Genomic DNA, 20476 nt, shown 5'->3' on the forward strand with positions numbered 1-20476 from the left:
TAGCATCTGCATTAGAATCGATTGATAGCTTTTAAAAAAGCGGCAAACTCTTGTGTCATTCGAGTGCCGTCCGCTACTAATTCCCAGTTCCGATATACTACTTTGCCAAGCGTATGACTAAACCACCTACGGCGCTTAATGTGTAGAAAAACTTTATGCCCTCTGATTGGAAAATCCTGAACTGTAATCTCATCAAAGAAACCTTTGGATTCCAACTTCTGAGATTCAAATTCTTTGGGTATATGATTAAATTCCTGTAGATATAAATGCTTCACCTCCTCTGTAGTCTTATTAGAAGTAAGTTCAAAATTTTCAATAATGATAGCTGGTAGCAATAACTTTAATAATTCTTCGTAATTTCCTTGCATCTGTTCTTTTAGTAAAATGCAAAGGTCGAAATTATTTTACCTCCCCACAACTTTTGGGACTGATCCACTTTTGATTTAAAGTTGAAAAATGGGAATAAAAAAAGCCTCATAACTTGCTTGTTATAAGGCTTTTAATCCTGTCGGGGTGGCCAGATTCGAACTGACGACCTTCTGCTCCCAAAGCAGAAGAGTTGAATTTTTACTACTTGTCGTAGTTTATTTTTCACACTAATTTGGTGCTTTTTTACTTGTTTTTGATGATTTATTTAGTGTTTTTTGTTGCTGTTTATAATTGATAATATATCTTTGTATTGCAAATGTATTGCAATTTTGTTTTTAACTTAAATCTATGGCAACAACAATTAATTTATTCTTAGATACTCGCTCTCGCCAAGACTCACTTGGAACTATAAAACTTCTTGTCACTCATCAACGTAAGCAAAGATTATATACAACTGGTATAAAAATCTCTAATGCTGACTGGACAAAACTGAAACGAAATGTTGACGGTTGGAATTTATCTTCAAAATTACGAGATCCTAAATTCGTAAAGTTGCATGAGGAATTATATGGCGAAGACAGTCTATTAAAAAAGGGATTACTTATAATCGAAAAATTAGGTGATAAATTTACTTTCGATGATTTTAAATTTTTGCTCAATGAAGATTCTATTCAAAAAGATATTCTGACTAAAAATACTAATAAAGATATATTGGTAGCTCTTACAAAAAAAGCGGATTTTTTGAGAAAAAGTGGAAGTATCAAAAATAGCAAATTATATGATTGTGTATATGCTTCATTAAAACGCTTTTTAAGCGATAGTAGTAAAGAGTTTCTAAGTTCTGTTGGTTTATCTATTAAAAGTGTGAATGAGTTAAAGTATGAAAACATAACGCCATTTTTCTTAGAGAAATATGAAGCATGGATGTTAACCTACGGTAAGGTTGCTCAGAAGAAAGGAGAAAAACCAAGCCCAGCAAGTTATACTACCATTAGTATTTATTTACGAATAGTAAGAGCTATGTTCAATAGTGCTATAGCAGATGAGCTAATTTCAATTAAAATATATCCTTTTGGAAAAAAAGGTTACCAGATTCCTTCTATAAGAGGTAAAAAAAGAGCATTGCCAAAATCGGATGTTTTAAGATTAATGTCTTATGAGGCAGAGCCTTATAGTTTTGAAGAAAGAAGTCGTGACTTATGGATTTTTTCATACCTCTGTAACGGGATGAATTTTTCAGACATTTGTCGATTAAGGTGGATTGATGTAGACGGGGATAAAATTTCTTTTATAAGGAAAAAAACAGCTAAGACAAAAAAAGCCAAACTTGAAAAAATAGATATTCTATTAGTTGATCAATCAAAAGCGATCATTGATAAATGGGGGAATTCTACTCGAAAAGGTTATTTATTTCCGTTTTTAGATGAGACAATGGATGAAGAAAAGAAAATTTCAGTTATAAGTCAAGTAATACATATTACAAACGATTATCTGAAAAAGATTGCTAAGAAATTGGACATTGATGAAAATATTACTACCTACTATGCGCGTCACTCATTTGCTACCATATTGCTCCTTAGTGGCGCTCCTATGCCTTTTATAGGTAATTCTATGGGGCATGGTTCAGTTAAATCTACCGAAAATTATTTTGGGAGTTTTCCTGAAGAACTGATGAAGAAGTATTTAAGTGCTTTGATATAAACATCCTATTTCGATATAATCCGAGAACTTAAAAACAAAGATGCCCCTAAACTTAGGGGCTTTTTTGCCGTGCTTACAATATGTTACTAAGACCAATTAGTACACTATACGTAAGATAAATATCATGCCAAATATATACTTTCTTTTACTTTTATTTTGCAATCAACAGACGAATGAGGAGTTTTTAAACAGCAAAAAGGCTATTTGTTCTGCAGCTAAAATAGAGGGAAAATAAAAAGCTTTTTTAGCAGTTAAGGCCTAAGATTTCAGACAGCAAGAAAAGTAATTAATGAGAAGTTTTTATAAAGGAATAAACCATAGTTGGCTATTATTGAGACAGTTCTTCGTACTGATTAATTTTTACAATCAATAGTAGGTTTGACGTAACCGTAGAATCACTGAGTAGGGTTAATTTATTAGCTTATTTAAGCAAAAAACCCGATTTTGTCGGGCTTGTTTGCAAAAATTATAGTCTAAAAACATAAACTACAATTCCTCTTATAAATTCAATGTAATATATTTTTCGGTTCAGTGCTCAATTTGAAATCCATATCGACCCTTTTTATAGTTATTGGTTTCTGCCTGAAACTCATGATTGTAGGTTCAAGGAATTTTATAACCTTACTAATAATTAAAGGCAAAAGGATTGGAGAAATAATGATTAGCGTGAGCGCTAATAGAATATAAAAAATAGTTCCAAGTATTAGACGAGCAATTCTCTCTAGTTTCATAAGTCGTGGAAAGAACTTTAAAATTGTAGTTAATAATGTAAGAAGGCAAGTATAAGTACTCATTTTTAAAGAGATAATTATACCCTGAATAGATGTATAAATATAGTTACTTCATTGTATTTATTTTTACTATTATTATTGAAAACTTTTCTAACGGTAGCATTAGGCCGTTTCATAAATGTTTTCTGAAATTTATCAAAAGGGAGTGTCAAAGTTTACTTTACAGTCTTCTTTTTTCATGACTGTCATGACTTCTTAGAAATAATTTGCTTTTAATAATAATCGTTTATTTTTTTGTAATTCGATTATTATTAGTTATACTTTGAAAGATAGAATTATCTAACACGTTACTATAAAATTAGCATATCAAGATAATCTTGTTAAATATTTATTTGAATGGAATTAATTTTTGCAACTATTTATTTCTCAATTGGGTTACTTTTATCTCTTGTTTTTACGGGAATTTATCTGCTTGACCCACCTAATATGGTGAATTATACAATTCAGAGAAGCGTTTTCCTTACTGTTTTTTTGATGGTAATAGGGTTATTGTTTTTCTGGCCTATCCTCTTTCCAATCGTTTATAAAGGGAAAGCCAAATTTTGAAGGAGTTTAGGTAAATTATGAGAAATCCGCTTAAATAATAGTGTTTATATCGAATAATGTTTTAAGAGATAGCTGTTAAAAAGGTACTTCATAAATTGTTATTCGATATAAATTCTAATAGATTCAAAGAAACTAGCAATATTGTAACTGATAATCAAGGTGCAAAACTTGTATTTTCTAACTGTTCAATTGACTGATGAGGGTAAGCAACTTATGTAAGTAAAAAATGGAATTAATTTCTGCTGATATAATATCAAAACGATCGCAACTGCTTAAGGCTATCATTCACAGAGCATATTAAAAGTCTTTAATACGTAACATTCACATAATTATCTTTATTATCCAATTGCTCCTAATTGAAAAAAATTAGAATAGTCAGAACTGATTATTTAATATATGTAATAGTCAGAAATATATAAATGTCTGGTATCTTCTCACTTTATAGCGTTTAAAAAGTATCTAAAGAGTTGCCTATTACTTCAATATCAATACTATTTTATTACAAAAGACAAAAGTAATCTATCAGCTTGCCAAGAAAGTTCATTTTTAAAGATTGGAGGCTTTCTATTGCCTGCTATGAGATTTAATCCAATTCATCATACTTATTAAAAAATGATTTTATAGTTATTGGATAGTCGAAAAATTTAAAAATATGATTAATAGAAAATTTGCGTTGAAATAAGCTATTTAGATACATAAAATGAAATGAATCCAATTTTTCTCTTAGAAATTCAGAGGCAATATTTCATAGAAAATAGACAATAACGCTAAATATTTTTTTATTGTGGTCAAGGATGCCGGGTAATAAAATTTATTTGGTTTTAGAGTAAATCCTAATTAATTTGTGGCTAACCTTTTCTTATTCGTACTATGCTAAACAAAACTTAGCCCCAATAGTCTCGAGAGGATGCTAACCCTTTAATTGATTCTTATATGAAAAAACCATTCCTTTTCTTTTTTTTTCTTGTTAATTATGAAGTACAGGCTCAACTATCAGTTGAAAATAACAATGACGGAGGCATTGTTATCTCTCCAAAAGGTATTATTGGTAAAACTAATACTAGTGGGAACCCTTTAAATATTTCTTATGGAGCGGGTACACTGGCAAGTAATACCTCAGGTATTAATAATACAGCTATTGGCTATTGGGCTCTGCGGTTAAATTCTACTGGAAGTCATAATACAGCAGTAGGTTTGTCAGCTCTTAGCAGTAATACTACTGGAAATGGGAACATTGCACTCGGGGTAAATGCTTTATTCTCTAATGAAAACGGGGAAAATAATACTGCTGTAGGTTCACAAGCATTGTATACAAATCTGGCCTCTTCAAATACTGCTATAGGTAGTCTTTCACTTAATAGAAATCTGCATGGTTCACATAACGTAGCCATAGGTGCTTCTGCTTTAGAAAATAATATAAGTGGTTATGAAAATACAGCTATTGGTTTTTATTCACTTTATTTGAGTACAGAGAGCAGTGCTACTACAGCCGTAGGGGCATATTCGCTTTATTCCAATACAACCGGTTCTGGAAATACTGCTAATGGTTATTATTCACTTCGTTCCAATACTACTGGTTATGATAATACAGCAGTTGGTTATTATTCTCTTCCTATAAATATAGAGGGTTATGAAAATACCGCACTCGGCGCAAATGCGCTTTATTCTAATAGTAGTGGCAATGGGAATATAGCTATTGGTAAAGGAGCTTTATATTTTAATGAAACGGGTTATGATAATACAGCTATTGGTACACAAGCAATGTATGGGAACTCAAGTGGTAATGTGAATACAGCTATTGGGAGGTATGCATTAGGGGCAAATGAATACGGATGGATGAATACAGCCGTTGGAACATCGGCACTTAGCAGTACCAAAAATGATCATAACACTGGTATAGGTTATACTGCTTTAGCTAATAACATAATTGGTCAGGGAAACACTGCCATTGGCAAGAGCGCTGGACATGGAATTACTTCTGGAGATAACAATACGTTTCTGGGGCGTGAGGCTGATGCAAATGGTAACTATACTAACGCAACTGCTATTGGCTATAAAGCTTCTGTAACAGCCAGTAATAAAGTAAGAATTGGTAATAGTGCGGTTACAGTTATTGAAGGCCAGGTTGCTTACAGTTACCCATCAGATCGCCGCTTAAAAGAAAATATTATTTATAATAAAAAATTAGGATTAGATTTTATTACCAGGCTTCAACCGGTATCATATAATTACATTTCAGACCAAACCAAGATAAGACACGATGGTTTTATTGCGCAAGATGTTGAAAAGGTCATGAACGAGTTAGGAATACCTTTTAGTGGATTAAAAAAGTCGGCAGATGGTACCTATTCACTGGCCTATTCTGATTTTGTCATGCCTTTAGTCAATGCCGTGAAAGAGCAACAAATACTCATAGCTACACAGCAATCAGAAATTGATAACCTTAAAAACCAGAATCAGTTGCTCTCATCAAGTGTAGAAGAGATAAAAGCTGAACTACTTAAATTAAAGAATGGAGCTACCCCAGTTAGCAGTAAATAATTAGGATTTTAAGTCAATATCCCTGAATTCTTACATTACCAAATCTCAAAAAAAATACTTTTTATGAAACAATTATTTTTACTGAGTGTATTAGTTTTTATGGCTCAGTTAAGCTTCAGCCAGAAAGACCTTGATGCCCAGCCAGGCAAAATCAAAATATATAATGCCTTAGGAAGTTCTGAGGTCCCTTCCTATCCGGCTGTAGAATATAATAATATAGAAACACTCATTTCTTGTTTCCCTATGTACTATTCATACAGTGTGTTAAAAGGCGCAAAAATCACTGCAACATCCAATTTTTTAGCCTCTATTGGTATACATGGTATCGCTACGTCAAACAATAGCTATAATTTTATGACCTATGACCTTGCCGGAGCTACAGGTATTTATGGAGAGGCCACTTCCACGAGTTATGCATACGGAATTAAAGGGAAAGCGCAAGGCGTAAATACATACGGGCGGTATTATGGAGTTTATGGTATTGCGGCAGGTAGTGATACAAATGCCTATAATTATGGAATATATGGTACTACTCCTAATATTGGTTCAAACTCTTATGCAGGGTATTTTTACGGAAAAGTCCATGTCAATGGAACGCTTTCAAAATCAAGCGGGTCTTTCAAAATAGATCATCCATTGGATCCCCAGAATAAATATCTTTCACACAGCTTTGTAGAAAGCCCGGATATGATGAACGTCTACAACGGAAATACTAAGACTGACCAGCACGGTAGAGCTACGGTACAATTGCCCCAATATTTTGAAGCTTTAAACGTAGATTTCAGGTATCAACTAACAGTAATTGGCAGTTTTGCGCAAGCTATTGTGCTGGAAGAAATTCAAAATAATCAATTTGTCATTGCTACCGACAAGCCCCATATTAAAGTCAGCTGGCAAGTGACAGGTATAAGAAATGATGCCTATGCCAAAAAGAACAGAATAATACCTGAAGAAGATAAACAGGGAAAGGAAAAAGGGAAATTCCTGAATGCCGAAGCTTTTGGCTTACCTGCAACAGCATCTATTCACATGATACAAGAGCGAGAATCTGAGAAAAAATAGGATGGTAAACCAACCAATTAGCCAAAGCACATATTTAAAGTATACGGGAGCATATGTAGTACTTTCTTTTATATGTTTGTTATGCCTGTTCTGGAAATTTTTATTTTCAGACAGTTACTTGCTTTTTAAAGATATTGGAAACGATTCCTATTATCAAGCATATGCCTATTTGAAAGCCATTAACGCTCTGCCGCTGAAAAATAAATTTCTCAGTTGGTCTTTTTCTTTTGGTACAGGACAGTTGGTTTCGGGTATTTATACTGGCAATATTTTTAACTGGCCTCTGTTTTTTATAGATAGCGCCTCTATTGCTAAAGGTATGTTATTTATGGAATGTCTGAAGTTATTCCTGACGGGTTTTATTTATTTCAGGTATCTGATAAACAAAGCATACCATCCGCTGATAAGTGTTTTCGGGGGCTGTCTGGTCATGCTGTCTTCCTTTATGGTAATCAATGCTGGATGGTTCACCTATTTTAGCTATTTTGGCTTTTTGTGGGTACTCTGGTTATTCTCTTTGGAACAGCTGTTAAAAGGCAGGTTATACTGGTTGATAGTAGCTGTTTTACTAACCGCTATAGACCAGAGTTACAATTTATATATATTCGGATTATTCAGTTTAGCCTATTTTTTACTTCATAATTATAGTTTTAAAACCTGGAAACAAATATTATTAAGACTAAGCATTACTTATTTATATGGTATTGGTATAGGAGCAGTTTTATTGGGGGCTAACTTATTTATCATCAGTCATAGTCCCCGATTCGACCCACAATACAGTTACTTTAAGGAGTTGATACAAGTCCCTATGTTTGAACTGATTTCTTTAGAAGAATTAAAGACTGCTTTTTTTAGATTATTTAGTAATAACATTGAAGGTATCGGGGATAATTTTACTGGTTGGAACAATTATATAGAAGCACCTTTATTTTTTATAAGTAGTTTGGGGTTACTTTTGCTAACTCAGTATTTACATAAAAGAGGGACAAAACTATATGTGAAGCATATCCTGATCTGCGTTGCCATTCTTTTTCTACTATTGTTCCCATTTTTTAGAGCTTCTATATGGCTATTTTCAGCGAATTATTATAGAATTCTCTCTTTTTGTATAGGCCTATTGCTATTTGAAGCGGGTTTAAATATTCTTGACTATACATTTTTTCAAAAATTTCAGCTTCATACAAAACTTCTGTTCTACAACTTCTCGGCTATTTTGGTTCTGTTTTTTTTCTTTACAGCATTAGAAAGTCTTTTTTACTATAAAGCCCTTTTGTTGATCATCTTATTCTTCATTTTGCTCTTGTATTCGACCAGAAAACAGAACAAAACTTTTCTCCTAAGTATGTTTGGATTGGCATTGGTGGACAGTATTGTTGAATCCTATGCCTCAATTAATTTAAGGCCTATCGTGACTACGGCTGATCTGAAAGGAAAAAAAGGATTCAATGATTTTTCGCAAGATGCTGTCAACTGGATTCATTCCATTGATAGAGGATTTTACCGGATGGAAAAAGACTTTTCTTCTGGAGATGCCAAAGTATTTAGTACCAATGATGCTATGATTCAGGGATTCAAAGGTACTAAAGTATATACCTCTTTTAATCACCTGTCTTATATCAATTATCTGAAGGGTATGGAGGAAATTAAATTTGAGTCGGAATATACTACCAGATGGCTTACAGGTAACCTAGATAAGTTTGAAATGCTTGATAACTTGGCTGTAAAATACATGATAAGCAATGGGATTTTTGACTGGACGCAAGTAGGCTACCAGCTAGTTAAAACATTCAACAAGGTCAAGGTATACCGAAATCCCGGGTATAAGCCTATGGGAACGGTATTCAATAATATCATTTCAGAAGCAGATTATGGCAACTTGCCTCTGGAAAAAAAACGCACTTTGATCAAAGAATATGTGGTAATACCTGATAAAATGGTTGACAAAATAGCGGAAGTTGCTTCTAATACTCCAACGCTTACATCTGTAGATAGAACTGATGCACACTTAGATATTCTCACTTATGATCATAATCATATTTTAGGAAAAGTGCGTAACAAAGACTTAGCAGTAGTATACTTTTCTATCCCTTTTGACGAGGGATGGCATATTGAAATAGATGGAAAAGAAACGGAGAAATTTATAGCCAATTATGGAATGACAGGAATACTCTTGGCGCCAGGTAAACATAGCATACAATTATACTATAAATTGCCTTATTTAGAGATTTTGATAGTTATAAGTGTGTCATCAGTCGTTAGTTTGTTTTTTTTAAGAAAGCACTTATTTTCAGTTTTAGTCTAATACAAAATAGAATAGAAGTGCACCACAGACATCTATTGGACGAAGCATATAAGGAGACTGTAAATGAAACTGTGTCAATTAAATCAATAGTTTCTCCTGTTATAGGTTTAATTCAATATTAGCTTCTTATAGAAAGAAATATACCGTTTAATAATTTATTTTGGCAGTTCAAGGTATCATCCCTATTTTTGCTTTTAAATTTAAATACACATTAGGTTGGAAAGTCGCAGGATATTATTTTGTGACTTTTTTATTTTAGTTATTAGTTAGAAGAGAAATTTCATAATATGATTGCTTTAGTAGGATAAAGTTAAATAGCAGGGTAGCAATATTTCCCTGCTTATTTTGTATAAAGGCTTGGACTACTTTTACTGCCTTTACCATTCTATCAAAAATCTTTAGGAGTTAATCAGAGAACTAAATTAATTTAATGGGAGGCAAGGCAAGGTCTTGAGATTTGTATTGTGCGCTATTATTCGCCCTTTTAAATAACAGAACTGGTTCTTTAAGGCTTCATATCCTTTTATATCTTTTCCTTCCTGTCTATGTAAAGTAATCTGCTCATTAATCATCTCTAATCCAGCACTGATGGTCTGTAGATGTTCTGACAAATTAATGCCGTTTTCAATATCTTCAATTGTTTCCCGGTAGATATAATATATAGTTTGAACGATTGTAAGGGAGAGGGGCATACAAAATCCTGAATCGATTGATTAATTGCTAAATAAAATCTTTATTTTTTAATAGCAAGAATGATGCTATTTCTTCATAAAAAAGTTAATTAGCAATAATGGAATTCATCGTTTCTAAGAAGGCGATATTGCTTGCCGAGAGCAAGAATAAAAATATAAAAAGAAATAAATTAACTATTTAAAGAACTATTCAAAATGAATAGCCGTATAATAAATTTTTTAGTTTATATGATGGATTTGTTATATTTTTAGTGAGGGAATTTAATAATTTTTTCTTTTAGTTACTATTAAAATATTCCTGAATTTCTATTTTGGAAGTAAGGTAGTATTATGTTCAGTAAATGAAATTTTTAGAAACTTTCATGAATCAGATAAACAGGACAGCTTATCGTCCTGTTTATTTTTTGAGCCGAATAATAAAATTTTGTTTTAATTTTCAAAGATTCTTTACAGTTTTATGCTCATGCTTAAACCGGGTTAGTTTAACGCAGTTAATGAGTAATAAAAACGCAGAATCATGTCCTGCGTTTTTTATTTTTAGGCTCATAGATACTATTTTATTCATTCATACCTATTCAACTATTAAGGCCTTTTTTAGTTATAGCAAAAGTTGTTCCCTAATAGGAGCTACTCTTTGGGTAGCTCATTATTTTTAAATATAAAGTATTAGTACTTGAGTTAAATCCATTTAAAAGTCAGAATTATAAATTACTCTAACATATAAACACTCTATGCTCAATTTAAAAGAAACCGATAAAGCGGAAGTTTTTAGCCAGGTAAGATTATTTATCCAAAATAAAGGATTTATCATCGTTAATGAAGATGCTTCTCGTCCTTGGGGAGGATTTCTCGTGATAGATGAAACTCAGGCTTCTCAATTTATTGAAACTTTCTTCCCACAATTTTCAGTAAATGATTTTGCAGGATTCGGGAAATTAAGTCCTAAAATTTTATTGGTTGCCCCACAATCACGCCTTTCCTGGCAATACCACTTTCGTCGCTCTGAAATCTGGACAGTAATAGGTGGAAATGCAGCTATTGTAAGAAGTGATACGGATGCACAAACACCGCAAGAAAGTCTGCCTTTAGGTAGTACAGTAAACCTGAAGCAGGGAGAGCGACATCGATTAATTGGAGTAGATGAATGGGGTATCATTGCCGAAATATGGCAACACACTGATGCTCATAATCCTTCAGATGAAGAGGATATTGTAAGGGTGCAAGATGATTTTGGCCGCTAACTAAGAAAAGGCGTTTTGCTTATTTGTCAGGATAAAAGTACTGACTTAGGTAATTTCAGATATTCAGATAATAGTTTAATAGTGCTACTTACTTGGGAAACGCAATTTTCTTATTGCCTGATATAGGATAACTTTTGTCTGAAGGCTATGATAAGCAAATATGGACCATTTAAAATGACTGATTAAAAAATATATATCTTTACTTTTTATGGAAATAAGTTTATTGTTCAATATATTTATGTTTTCAGTACTTTCTTCGAAGAGCCGAATTTGTTCTTTTAAGTTTTTAATTGTATTTAGTACTTGGTCAGTTTCTGAGATTTTCCTTTCTGATAAGGACTCTTCTAAAAAATATAAAGCCTGGTCATGACTTAATCCTATTTCGCCAGCTATATTTTTTATCGTATCCCAGGTTCTTGATTTTTTTGATTCAAAATGAGCATTGAGTTCTTTAAAGTATTTTTTTGAGAGAAATACTCTTTCTCCTCTATTCAATAGGAGCGCTATTCTATTCCATAATTCATTGGCTTCAATAACAACAATGGTGCCTTCCTGCTTTGCAGAAAAGATAAGTTTTTTTGTTCTTTTTGTATAGTTTTGACTTAAATGATCTTGGTCAATAATCATAAAAAAGTCCATCTGAGGAATAGTCAATGCCAATAATTTGGGTAGTCTGAGGTAGGTCTCGAAATCAATAAACCAGTTTTTATTTTTGGTTTCAAGCGATCTTATTTTGGACATCCAATTGATTTTAATAAATGTAATAAATTGAAAATTTTGTTAAAGCTTCGAGTGTATACGTTTTGCATGGAACTATGCTATTAATATGCTTATTCAGCTTATTTTATCCTGATTAAAATACTACCTGACAAAAATTATTGTCCCTATCTCATAAATATAAACAAGGCTAATATATTTAGCGAGATTTTATAGAATAAATTTTAAATCAAAATTGATTTTTGCTAATCTACCCAAAAATTATTTTAACATTCCAAAGATTATTATGAAGAACAATTATGTAGTTATTATGGCAGGAGGTGTCGGAACCCGGTTCTGGCCTTTTAGCCGCAGTACCAATCCCAAGCAATTCCATGATGTTTTAGGAGTAGGCAGAACCATGATTCAACAAACTGTTGAGCGTTTTGAAGGAATCTGCCTACAAGAAAATATCTATATTGTTACCAGCGAAGAGTATTATGACTTATGCAAGCAACAATTACCCTACCTATCAGATGACCAGATATTATTAGAGCCAAGTCGTAGAAATACAGCTCCTTGCATTGGCTATGCTTGTTATAAAATTGCTTCTAAAAATCCTGATGCCAATATAGTAGTAGCACCAGCCGATCATATTATTTTGAAAGAAGAAGATTTCCGGAAGCGAATCAGCATGGCGCTTCAGTATTCTGAAACAAACGAGGTATTAATTACCTTAGGTATTCAACCTACTCGTCCGGATACTGGCTATGGCTATATTCAGTTCACAGAATCAGGAGAGGATATTAAGCGAGTAAAGACTTTTACAGAGAAGCCCAATTTAGAATGGGCTATTAAGTTTGTGAAAAGTGGTGAGTTTGTCTGGAATGCCGGAATTTTCATCTGGAATGTACAGACCATTAAGAAAGCCTTTGAACTGTTTTTGCCCGAAATGGCTGAAGCCTTTGATGGAATCAACGATGAGTTTTATTCAGGCAAAGAAGCTGATGCTTTGAAAAAGGCATATCCACAATGCAAAAATATCTCAATTGATAATGGCGTAATGGAAAAAGCCGAGAATGTATTTGTAGTACTTTCAGATATTGGCTGGTCTGATTTGGGTACCTGGAAGTCGCTTTATGATATTTCAGCCAAAGATGAAGATCAGAATGTCATAGATGGCCGGGCCTTATTATATGATACAAAGAATTGTATTATCAAAACGCCTCATGAGCGATTAGTAATAATCAATGGCTTAGATGGATATATTGTAGCCGAATACGACAATGCATTAATGATTTGCAAAAAAGAAGATGAACAGAAAGTAAAAGAATTTGTAGCAGTAGCCGGTACAAAGGGAAAGGAATTTGTATAGGATTGAAATAAGTCCAACATGGATATTTTCTATCAATAAATGATGAAAAGAGAAAAAGAAACCTTAATGCTTTTTTAAGGTTTCTTTTTAGGGTTAACCAGCTATGGGCAGGTTTCAGGTATAGGATATATTCAACGCCTCTTGTGCCTAAGACACGACCTGAATGATAAACTTTTTATCATTTTTCAAGAAGGTAAGCCATTACTGAATATTGTTAGCATTATTGGCTAAGTCGCATATGCCTAACTCTCACAATAAAGTCAAATAGCAACTCCCGATTTCTGTAAATAAAAAGATGGCGTCTTTTATACTATTATTAGACTTACTTAAAAGAAACTTAAACCTTCTAAGAAGGTAAATAGAGAAAAAATGCTCAAACTTTATACTCCAAATTGAGTAAGAACGAATATAAATTAGTTAAAAATATCTAAGTACTTAAATTGAATTATTTTGTGAAAAAACATCCATATATATAGGCTTGAAATGCGTTCTGTTTTAGTAAGATTCTAAGATGATTTTTAAATATATAGAATATTGAATTTATGAATACTATACATATATATTTTGGGAGATAATTTTGAATAATAGTTTAAAAAGACAAACATCAAATAGGCATTAATATATTTAGTTTTAAATAATTTTGATTTTAACTGATTTTAAAATATAAAAATATTCTATAAATCATAGTGTGTACATTATACCAAAAGAAGTAATGATTGTACAATTCAAAGAAAATCGACCAAATAATAAATTTATCTTGATTTTGTGTTTTTTTATTCTTTATATTTGACTTAAAGATAGATGTGGCTATAATAAAGCAGTAAATGTGGCTAAGAAAGAGGTCTTCGGAAATTATATTAATTTACTCACTATATGTAAATTAAACCCTACTCAACTTTCTTAATAAATAATATTATTCGATTAAATATAGTATGACTTAAAGCTTCTCATATTTGGGGATGCTTGATGCTATATTATAGTATTATTATATAAGAATAAAATGCATTAAAATAATTTTTTATTTAAAATTTATAAAACTATGCTGATTGATATAGCTGTCTTGATTTTTATATTAATCGCAGTATTATTTATTAATGCTGAGCGTCGTAATAAATCGGTTGAAGATTAATCTTATAAACAACAAAACCTTTGAAGTGAATGAATAATGAATTAAACCTTTGGGAAGAAAAAGAAGATAACTTTGATATAAGGGTATTTTTTATGAAATATCTACGTTATTGGTATTGGTTTGTTATTTCATTGGGCATTACAGGTATAGTCGCATTTTTATATCTTCGCTATACAACACCGATATATCAAGTAAGCACTTTGTTATTAATAAAAGATGAGAAAAAAGGAGGAATGGGAGGTAACGATGTTTTGAAGGATCTGGAACTTTTTTCTGGTAATAAAATTGTTGAAAATGAAGTAGAAGTATTAAAATCCCGTACACTAATTGAAAAAGTTGTAAATGAGTTGAATCTGACAGTATCTTATTTTCAGGAGGGAGCCATTAGAGACTATGATGAAATTGCTTATGGTATTTCACCTATCTGGGTGCAGCACGGAAATTTAAATAGTATTGCTTATGAAGAACCACTTTTTGTAAAAGTTTTAAATAAGCAAAAATATGAATTATTAAACGAATATGGACAATCCAAAGGTGTCTTTGCATATAGCCAGAATATTAAAAGTGAGTTTGGACTGTTTCGTATATTCCTTCATGATTCTTTGTATCGTACAGATAATGATCTGATTAAAGTGACGTTTGCGCCTAAAGAAGGAGTAATTCAACAGTATCAAGGGAGGCTAAATGTAGAATTATTAAATCAGAAAAGCTCAGTATTAAAATTATCCTTAGAGACTTCTGTGCCTTCTAAAGGGAAAACATTTCTCTCTAATTTATTAGAAGCGTATACCTTCTCAGCATTAAGTGATAAAAACAGAGAAGCATCAAATACTATACAATTTATAGATGAAAGATTGAAATTGATTACTAATGAATTGGGTGATGTAGAAAAAGATGTAGAGGTCTACAAAAGTAGTCAAGGAATTACAGATTTAAGTGCAGAGGCTAATTTGTTTTTGGAAAAGGTTAAAGAGAATGATTCAAAAATGAATGAAGTAGACATTCAGTTAAAAGTTTTAGACGGTGTAGAAGCGTACTTGAAAAGTAGCCAAACAGGAGTTGCACCTGCAACGCTGATGGTTAGTGACCCCGTTTTGACAGGTTTATTAGGAAAATTAAATGATTTAGATATTCAAAAAGAAAAGTACGCGAGAACTACACAGGCAGGTAACCCATTATTAGAAACCGTTAACACACAAATTGCTAACGTTAAGGGTGCTATTAGAGAAAATATCGCTAATCAAAAACAAGGTTTAGTTGTTACACGCACAAGTTTGAAAAATTTAAATAATAGATTTGAATCTTCTATTAGAACTATTCCAAAGAAGGAAAGAGAATTTGTAAATATTAAACGTCAACAGGGGATAAAAGAGAGTTTGTATTTATTGTTGTTGCAAAAACGTGAAGAAACGGCCATTTCTTATGCCTCTACTGTGACAGATAGCCGTGTAGTAGACGATCCTTATAGTACTCCAGGTCCTATAAAACCTAGCAAGAATACTATTTATCTTATTGCCTTATTATTAGGGATAGCTTTGCCAGTAAGTATTATTAATGGGAAAGACATGCTATATAATAAAGTTCAATCCCGCAAAGAAATTGAAGAAATAAGTGGTATCAGTATTTTTGGAGAAATCAGCAAAAAACCAAAGGATTTACAGGATAATCTATTAGACCTAAAAAGTAAAAGCTTTATAGCTGAACAATTTAGAATTTTACGTACGAATCTACAGTATATTGGCTCTGCTGTTGAAAGAAGCAAAACAATTTTATTAACATCTTCAATCAGTGGAGAGGGGAAAAGTTTTGTAAGTATTAATTTAGCTGCCAGTATTGCTCTTTTAGATAAGAAAGTAGTTATTATTGAATTAGACTTACGTAAACCTAAAATCTCTAAATATTTAGGTATTCCTGAAGATAGAGGTGTTTCCAATTATATGATTGGCCAAGTAAACGAAGTAGATATTATTAAACCTACTAAGGTAAATGAAAATCTTTTTGTTATTCCTTGTGGACCTATACCTCCTAATCCTGCCGAATTGCTCTCTAATGGAAAAGTTGAGGAGCTGATTAAAGTACTCAGACATACATTTGACTATATCATTCTGGATACACCTCCGGTTGGGTTGGTAACGGATGCTACAATTTTAAGCTCCTACGCCGATGTTTGCTTTTATCTGGTAAGGCATGAATATACCCCTAAGAACTATCTTAATATGTTAGCAGATCTTAAAAGATCGAATAAATTTAAATCTTTAAACATAATATTCAATGGGGTAGATTATAGTAATAGTGGATATGGGTATGGATATGGATATGGATATGGGTATGGGTATGGATACGCTTATGGAGAAGAAAAAAAGAAAAGTTGGTTTAATTTTAAAAAGGCCTGATTCACCTTTAAATGTTAGACAAATTTTTCTTGAGATCAAAAAGTGATTCTAAATCACTTTTACAATTAGAATAGAATGAGCACGGCTAAACGAGTTATTAAAAATACAGGTTTTTTGTATGCCAAAATGGGGATAACGATGTTTATATCGTTATATACCACTCGCTTGGTATTAAACGCTCTTGGTGCCGCTGACTTTGGTATTTTTAACATTGTAGGTGGAGCTATTGCCATGTTAGGTTTTTTAAATGCAGCTATGGCTAGTGCTACGCAGCGGTTCATGAGCTACTCTGAAGGTGAGGGCAATAAGGAAAAGCAGAAAAAGATATTCAATATAAGCATAGTGCTACATTTTTTTATTGCAATTATACTTGGTGTGGTATTGCTGATAGCAGGGTATTTCTTTTTTAATGGCGTGTTGAATATTGAGATTGGTCGTGTAGATGCAGCCAAAGTAGTGTATGGGAGCCTTATTATCAGCACTATGTTTATAGTAATGACCGTTCCCTATGATGCAGTGTTGAATGCTCGTGAAAATATGCGGTATTATGCCATAATTGGCCTTATAGAATCTCTATTGAAATTGGGAGCTGCCTTGGTTGTGGTGTATATAGGAGAAGATAAATTGATTATTTATGGTATTTTAATGGCGTGTATACCATTGGTTACTCTTTCAATCATGAGGGTTTATTGCCATAAGAAATACGACGAATGTGTAATTAATCCCCGAAAATACCATGATAGAAGTTTGGCGAAAGAAATGACAAAATTTGCAGGATGGAATTTGATGGGAGCTTCAAGCGGAATGGTTTCCCAATATGGTTTGGGTATTATACTCAATATTTTTTTTGGAACTATTTTAAACGCCGCTCAGGGGATAGCTAATCAAATATCAGGTCAATTGATGGTTTTTTCTAATACTATGATGAAGGCTGTCAATCCTGTGATTGCTAAAAGTGAGGGAAGTGGCAACCGAAACTTAATGTTGAGAGCATCATTATCAGGTTCTAGGTTTTCTTTTTTACTACTGGCATTGTTTTCGATTCCTTTTTTAATAGAAACACCTTTGATTCTTAAAATATGGCTTAAAAATACTCCGGCCTGGACATTAGTATTTGTCAGGTTGCAATTATGTAGGTCTTTAATCGAACAGTTTACAGTTATGTTAGGAAGTGCTATATCTGCACAGGGTGATATTAAATCATACACTGCTATTAAAAGTTTCCTAAACATTTCTCCAATATTTTTTACTTTTTTGTTTTTCTACTTTGGATTTCCTCCCTATTATTTGTACGTCATATGGATTATCGTCGGAGGAATTTTAAGTGGAGGTGTATCTTTATATTTTGCAAATAGGAACTGTGGCTTGGATTATAAAGATTTTTTTAAGATAGTTTTCGTGCCTTCTTTTGGAGTGTCTTTTTTGATGCTCGTATTAGGATTTATCCCTCATTTGTTTATAAGTAGTACGTTGTTGAGATTAGTGATAGTAATTATTATTACAACACTCTCTTTCTTTTTTTCATTTTATTATATTTTTTCTTCACAGCAAGAGAGAGCACTGTTTTCAGGGATATTCAATACACTAAAAAATAAATTGAGGTTCGCATGAAATATACTGTAGAAAAGATCCGGAGAAGATTATGGAATGAAATTGTTTCCAGAACGCGAAAATCAAGTTTTTATCCATTTATATACAAATCTTACTGGCATAGTCTACTTTTTCCTCAGAAGGAAGAAGGGAATAATATTATCTCCTATCTATCAGCCATCCCTAATCCTGGAGCAGGGATAGGACATCAAATAGCTAATTGGATTGCTGGATATTGGTTTGCGAAAAAGTTTCAATTGCGATTTGCTCATATTCCTTTTTCAAATCTGGAGTGGGAGGATTTTTTAGGATTTAAAGATAAAGAAGTTACGGTTAAAGATTTAGTTCAAAAACAAGATTACAAAAAAGTATTATTGCCTTTGTTTGATGAAAGTAGTATTAATGAAGTTGAGTTAATAAAGAAGATCATTGGCTCATATCGGACAAAAAAAGTTGTATTTATTGCTGAACAAGATCAATTTTATAAAGACCAATTTCGAGTAATAGATAATTTAAAGCAAAAATTTTATCAAACAAAAACTAGAGAAAATAATAATTTAATTTATTCAAATGATTTTTTTAATATAGCTATTCACATAAGAAGAGGGGATATAGTTGCTGGACAAAAAAATAAAGATTCTAATTTATTATCGCGTTGGCAAGATAATAATTATTTTGAAAAAGTACTTTCAAATGCATTGGGGTATATAAAACCTATTAAACCAGTAGCTATTTATCTTTTTTCACAAGGTGATTCTAGGGATTTTAAGGAATTTCATAAATTCAATAATTTACATCTTTGTTTAGATATGAATACCCAAAGTTCCTTTCTACATATGGTATATTCTGATTTGTTAATTACTAGTAAGAGCTCTTTTTCATATAAGCCTGCATTACTAAACAACGGGATAAAAATATGTCCGAAAGATTTCTGGCATGGTTATCCAAAATCAAAGGATTGGATATTAGTAGATGAAATAGGGAATTTGTTAATTAATTAAATTTCTTTTTAAATTATCATAGAGAATATCAAAACTATTACTTAAGATTTGATAAGTATTTAAGAAAGATGAATAATGTATCAATTAAAATTCTAAAAGCCACAAAAAGAATATATTTACAATACTTGGCTAAGTCATCAACTATGCCAATTATTTCAAGAGAAGAAAATCCTGATATAGCCTCTGAGTATATTTATAGAGCACTTATGGATGATCAACCAAGAATGATTGCAAGATTTGGTTCTACAGAGATGCTTTGCGTTTTGAATTATTTAGGAGTGAAAAATCCAAAAAAGGATATAATTGCTTTTATAAAAGGCAAAGCCAGACCTTGGTGGTGGGAAGATAAAACGATTAATCAAATGTATCAATGGAGTGGTTTTTTTCCACCTACAATTGATAAAATTGAACAATTTTGCGAGTTGATGCTTCGTGAAATTTCTAATGTAGATATTTTAGGTTCATGGCTAACAGATGAAAACTCTTTCGAGCAGGAGCTGCGAAATAGTTATAAAGTTAACTTGGAATTGTTAAATCCATATTTTTCCAAGATTCCATGGACAAAAGCGCTTGAGGGAAAAAATGTTCTAGTTGTACATCCTTTTGCTGAAACAATTGAAACGCAATATCAATTAAGAGAAAAATTATTTGATTCAAACTTATTGCCAGCTTTTAACTTAAAAACAATAAAAGCGGTTCAGAGTATTGCTGGAGAAAAATCATCTTATTCTAGTTGGTTTGAAGCATTAGATTATATGAAAACTGAAATTAATAAACACAACTATGACATTTGTCTCATTGGTTGTGGAGCGTATGGTTTTCCATTGGCAGCTCATGTTAAGCTTATGGGAAAGAAAGGTTTTCATCTAGGTGGTAGTTTACAACTTTTATTTGGTATCAGAGGTAAACGTTGGGAAAACGAAAATTATAATTCAATTTTTAATTATGCTAAACTTATGAATCAATATTGGGTAAGACCAAGCATATTAGACAAACCGGAAAATGCAATTATTGTAGAAGGAGCATGTTATTGGTAATATTAAAAAA

At 32.1% G+C, this 20476-nt stretch carries 13 protein-coding genes; 10 read left to right on the top strand and 3 right to left on the bottom strand.

Annotation, left to right across the window (positions count from 1 at the left end; translation table 11 throughout):
* Window positions 1–11: 11 nt before the first annotated feature.
* A complete protein-coding gene (locus tag EWM59_RS20530; RefSeq protein ID WP_130023127.1) occupies window positions 12–368 on the bottom strand; it encodes an ISAon1 family transposase N-terminal region protein in 357 nt (118 codons plus the stop codon).
* A gap of 349 nt (window positions 369–717) precedes the next feature.
* Between EWM59_RS20530 and EWM59_RS20535 the strand changes: the two genes are divergently transcribed.
* From EWM59_RS20535 to EWM59_RS20550, 4 genes are all read left to right on the top strand, one after another.
* Complete coding sequence (locus EWM59_RS20535; RefSeq protein ID WP_130023128.1) at window positions 718–2070, top strand: site-specific integrase; 1353 nt, start codon at window positions 718–720, stop codon at window positions 2068–2070.
* A gap of 2270 nt (window positions 2071–4340) precedes the next feature.
* Entirely contained in the window at window positions 4341–5948 is a 1608-nt protein-coding gene (locus tag EWM59_RS20540; protein WP_130023129.1) for a tail fiber domain-containing protein, read from the top strand.
* 63 nt (window positions 5949–6011) lie between these two features.
* Window positions 6012–7010, top strand: a complete 999-nt coding sequence (locus EWM59_RS20545) for a hypothetical protein (RefSeq protein ID WP_130023130.1) — start codon at window positions 6012–6014, stop codon at window positions 7008–7010.
* Between the two features lies 1 nt (window position 7011).
* A complete protein-coding gene (locus EWM59_RS20550; RefSeq protein ID WP_130023131.1) occupies window positions 7012–9312 on the top strand; it encodes a YfhO family protein in 2301 nt (766 codons plus the stop codon).
* Between the two features lie 422 nt (window positions 9313–9734).
* Here the strand turns inward: EWM59_RS20550 and EWM59_RS20555 are convergent, their stop codons facing one another.
* Complete coding sequence (locus EWM59_RS20555; RefSeq protein WP_130023132.1) at window positions 9735–10004, bottom strand: hypothetical protein; 270 nt, start codon at window positions 10002–10004, stop codon at window positions 9735–9737.
* 731 nt (window positions 10005–10735) lie between these two features.
* On the opposite strand from EWM59_RS20555, the gene EWM59_RS20560 reads away from it, so the two are divergent.
* Window positions 10736–11245, top strand: a complete 510-nt coding sequence (locus EWM59_RS20560; protein ID WP_130023133.1) for a cupin domain-containing protein — start codon at window positions 10736–10738, stop codon at window positions 11243–11245.
* 84 nt (window positions 11246–11329) lie between these two features.
* Here the strand turns inward: EWM59_RS20560 and EWM59_RS20565 are convergent, their stop codons facing one another.
* On the bottom strand, window positions 11330–11884 hold the full coding sequence (locus tag EWM59_RS20565) for a hypothetical protein (protein WP_207220040.1): 555 nt from the start codon (window positions 11882–11884) through the stop codon (window positions 11330–11332).
* Window positions 11885–12248: 364 nt separating this feature from the next.
* Here EWM59_RS20565 and EWM59_RS20570 point away from each other — a divergent pair, with 364 nt between their 5' ends.
* The 5 genes from EWM59_RS20570 to EWM59_RS20590 all read left to right on the top strand — a co-directional run bounded on the left by EWM59_RS20570 (window position 12249) and on the right by EWM59_RS20590 (window position 20466).
* Window positions 12249–13316, top strand: coding sequence for a mannose-1-phosphate guanylyltransferase (locus EWM59_RS20570; protein ID WP_130023135.1), 1068 nt, complete (start codon window positions 12249–12251; stop codon window positions 13314–13316).
* A gap of 1158 nt (window positions 13317–14474) precedes the next feature.
* The gene (locus EWM59_RS20575) at window positions 14475–16838 is read left to right on the top strand and encodes a GumC family protein (RefSeq protein ID WP_130023136.1); all 2364 of its coding nucleotides are present in this window, start codon (window positions 14475–14477) and stop codon (window positions 16836–16838) included.
* A 75-nt stretch (window positions 16839–16913) separates the two neighbouring features.
* A complete protein-coding gene (locus EWM59_RS20580) occupies window positions 16914–18449 on the top strand; it encodes an MATE family efflux transporter (RefSeq protein WP_130023137.1) in 1536 nt (511 codons plus the stop codon).
* Window positions 18446–19429 (top strand): O-fucosyltransferase family protein, encoded by a 984-nt coding sequence (locus tag EWM59_RS20585; RefSeq protein ID WP_130023138.1) that lies wholly within the window; start codon window positions 18446–18448, stop codon window positions 19427–19429. Before EWM59_RS20580 ends, EWM59_RS20585 begins: the two co-directional genes overlap by 4 nt.
* 68 nt (window positions 19430–19497) lie before the next feature.
* Window positions 19498–20466: a hypothetical protein gene (locus EWM59_RS20590; RefSeq protein ID WP_130023139.1), complete on the top strand. Its 969-nt coding sequence runs from the start codon at window positions 19498–19500 to the stop codon at window positions 20464–20466.
* Window positions 20467–20476 lie beyond the last annotated feature (10 nt).

Origin of the sequence: Emticicia agri (genome assembly GCF_004168285.1) — a bacterium.
Taxonomy (GTDB): Bacteria; Bacteroidota; Bacteroidia; order Cytophagales; family Spirosomataceae; genus Emticicia; species Emticicia agri.

Coding starts and splice junctions, on each gene's coding strand:
- EWM59_RS20530 (WP_130023127.1), bottom strand. CDS start 368: ATGCAAGGAAATTACGAAGAATTATTAAAGTTATTGCTACCAGCTATC.
- EWM59_RS20535 (WP_130023128.1), top strand. CDS start 718: ATGGCAACAACAATTAATTTATTCTTAGATACTCGCTCTCGCCAAGAC.
- EWM59_RS20540 (WP_130023129.1), top strand. CDS start 4,341: ATGAAAAAACCATTCCTTTTCTTTTTTTTTCTTGTTAATTATGAAGTA.
- EWM59_RS20545 (WP_130023130.1), top strand. CDS start 6,012: ATGAAACAATTATTTTTACTGAGTGTATTAGTTTTTATGGCTCAGTTA.
- EWM59_RS20550 (WP_130023131.1), top strand. CDS start 7,012: ATGGTAAACCAACCAATTAGCCAAAGCACATATTTAAAGTATACGGGA.
- EWM59_RS20555 (WP_130023132.1), bottom strand. CDS start 10,004: ATGCCCCTCTCCCTTACAATCGTTCAAACTATATATTATATCTACCGG.
- EWM59_RS20560 (WP_130023133.1), top strand. CDS start 10,736: ATGCTCAATTTAAAAGAAACCGATAAAGCGGAAGTTTTTAGCCAGGTA.
- EWM59_RS20565 (WP_207220040.1), bottom strand. CDS start 11,884: ATGGACTTTTTTATGATTATTGACCAAGATCATTTAAGTCAAAACTAT.
- EWM59_RS20570 (WP_130023135.1), top strand. CDS start 12,249: ATGAAGAACAATTATGTAGTTATTATGGCAGGAGGTGTCGGAACCCGG.
- EWM59_RS20575 (WP_130023136.1), top strand. CDS start 14,475: ATGAATAATGAATTAAACCTTTGGGAAGAAAAAGAAGATAACTTTGAT.
- EWM59_RS20580 (WP_130023137.1), top strand. CDS start 16,914: ATGAGCACGGCTAAACGAGTTATTAAAAATACAGGTTTTTTGTATGCC.
- EWM59_RS20585 (WP_130023138.1), top strand. CDS start 18,446: ATGAAATATACTGTAGAAAAGATCCGGAGAAGATTATGGAATGAAATT.
- EWM59_RS20590 (WP_130023139.1), top strand. CDS start 19,498: ATGAATAATGTATCAATTAAAATTCTAAAAGCCACAAAAAGAATATAT.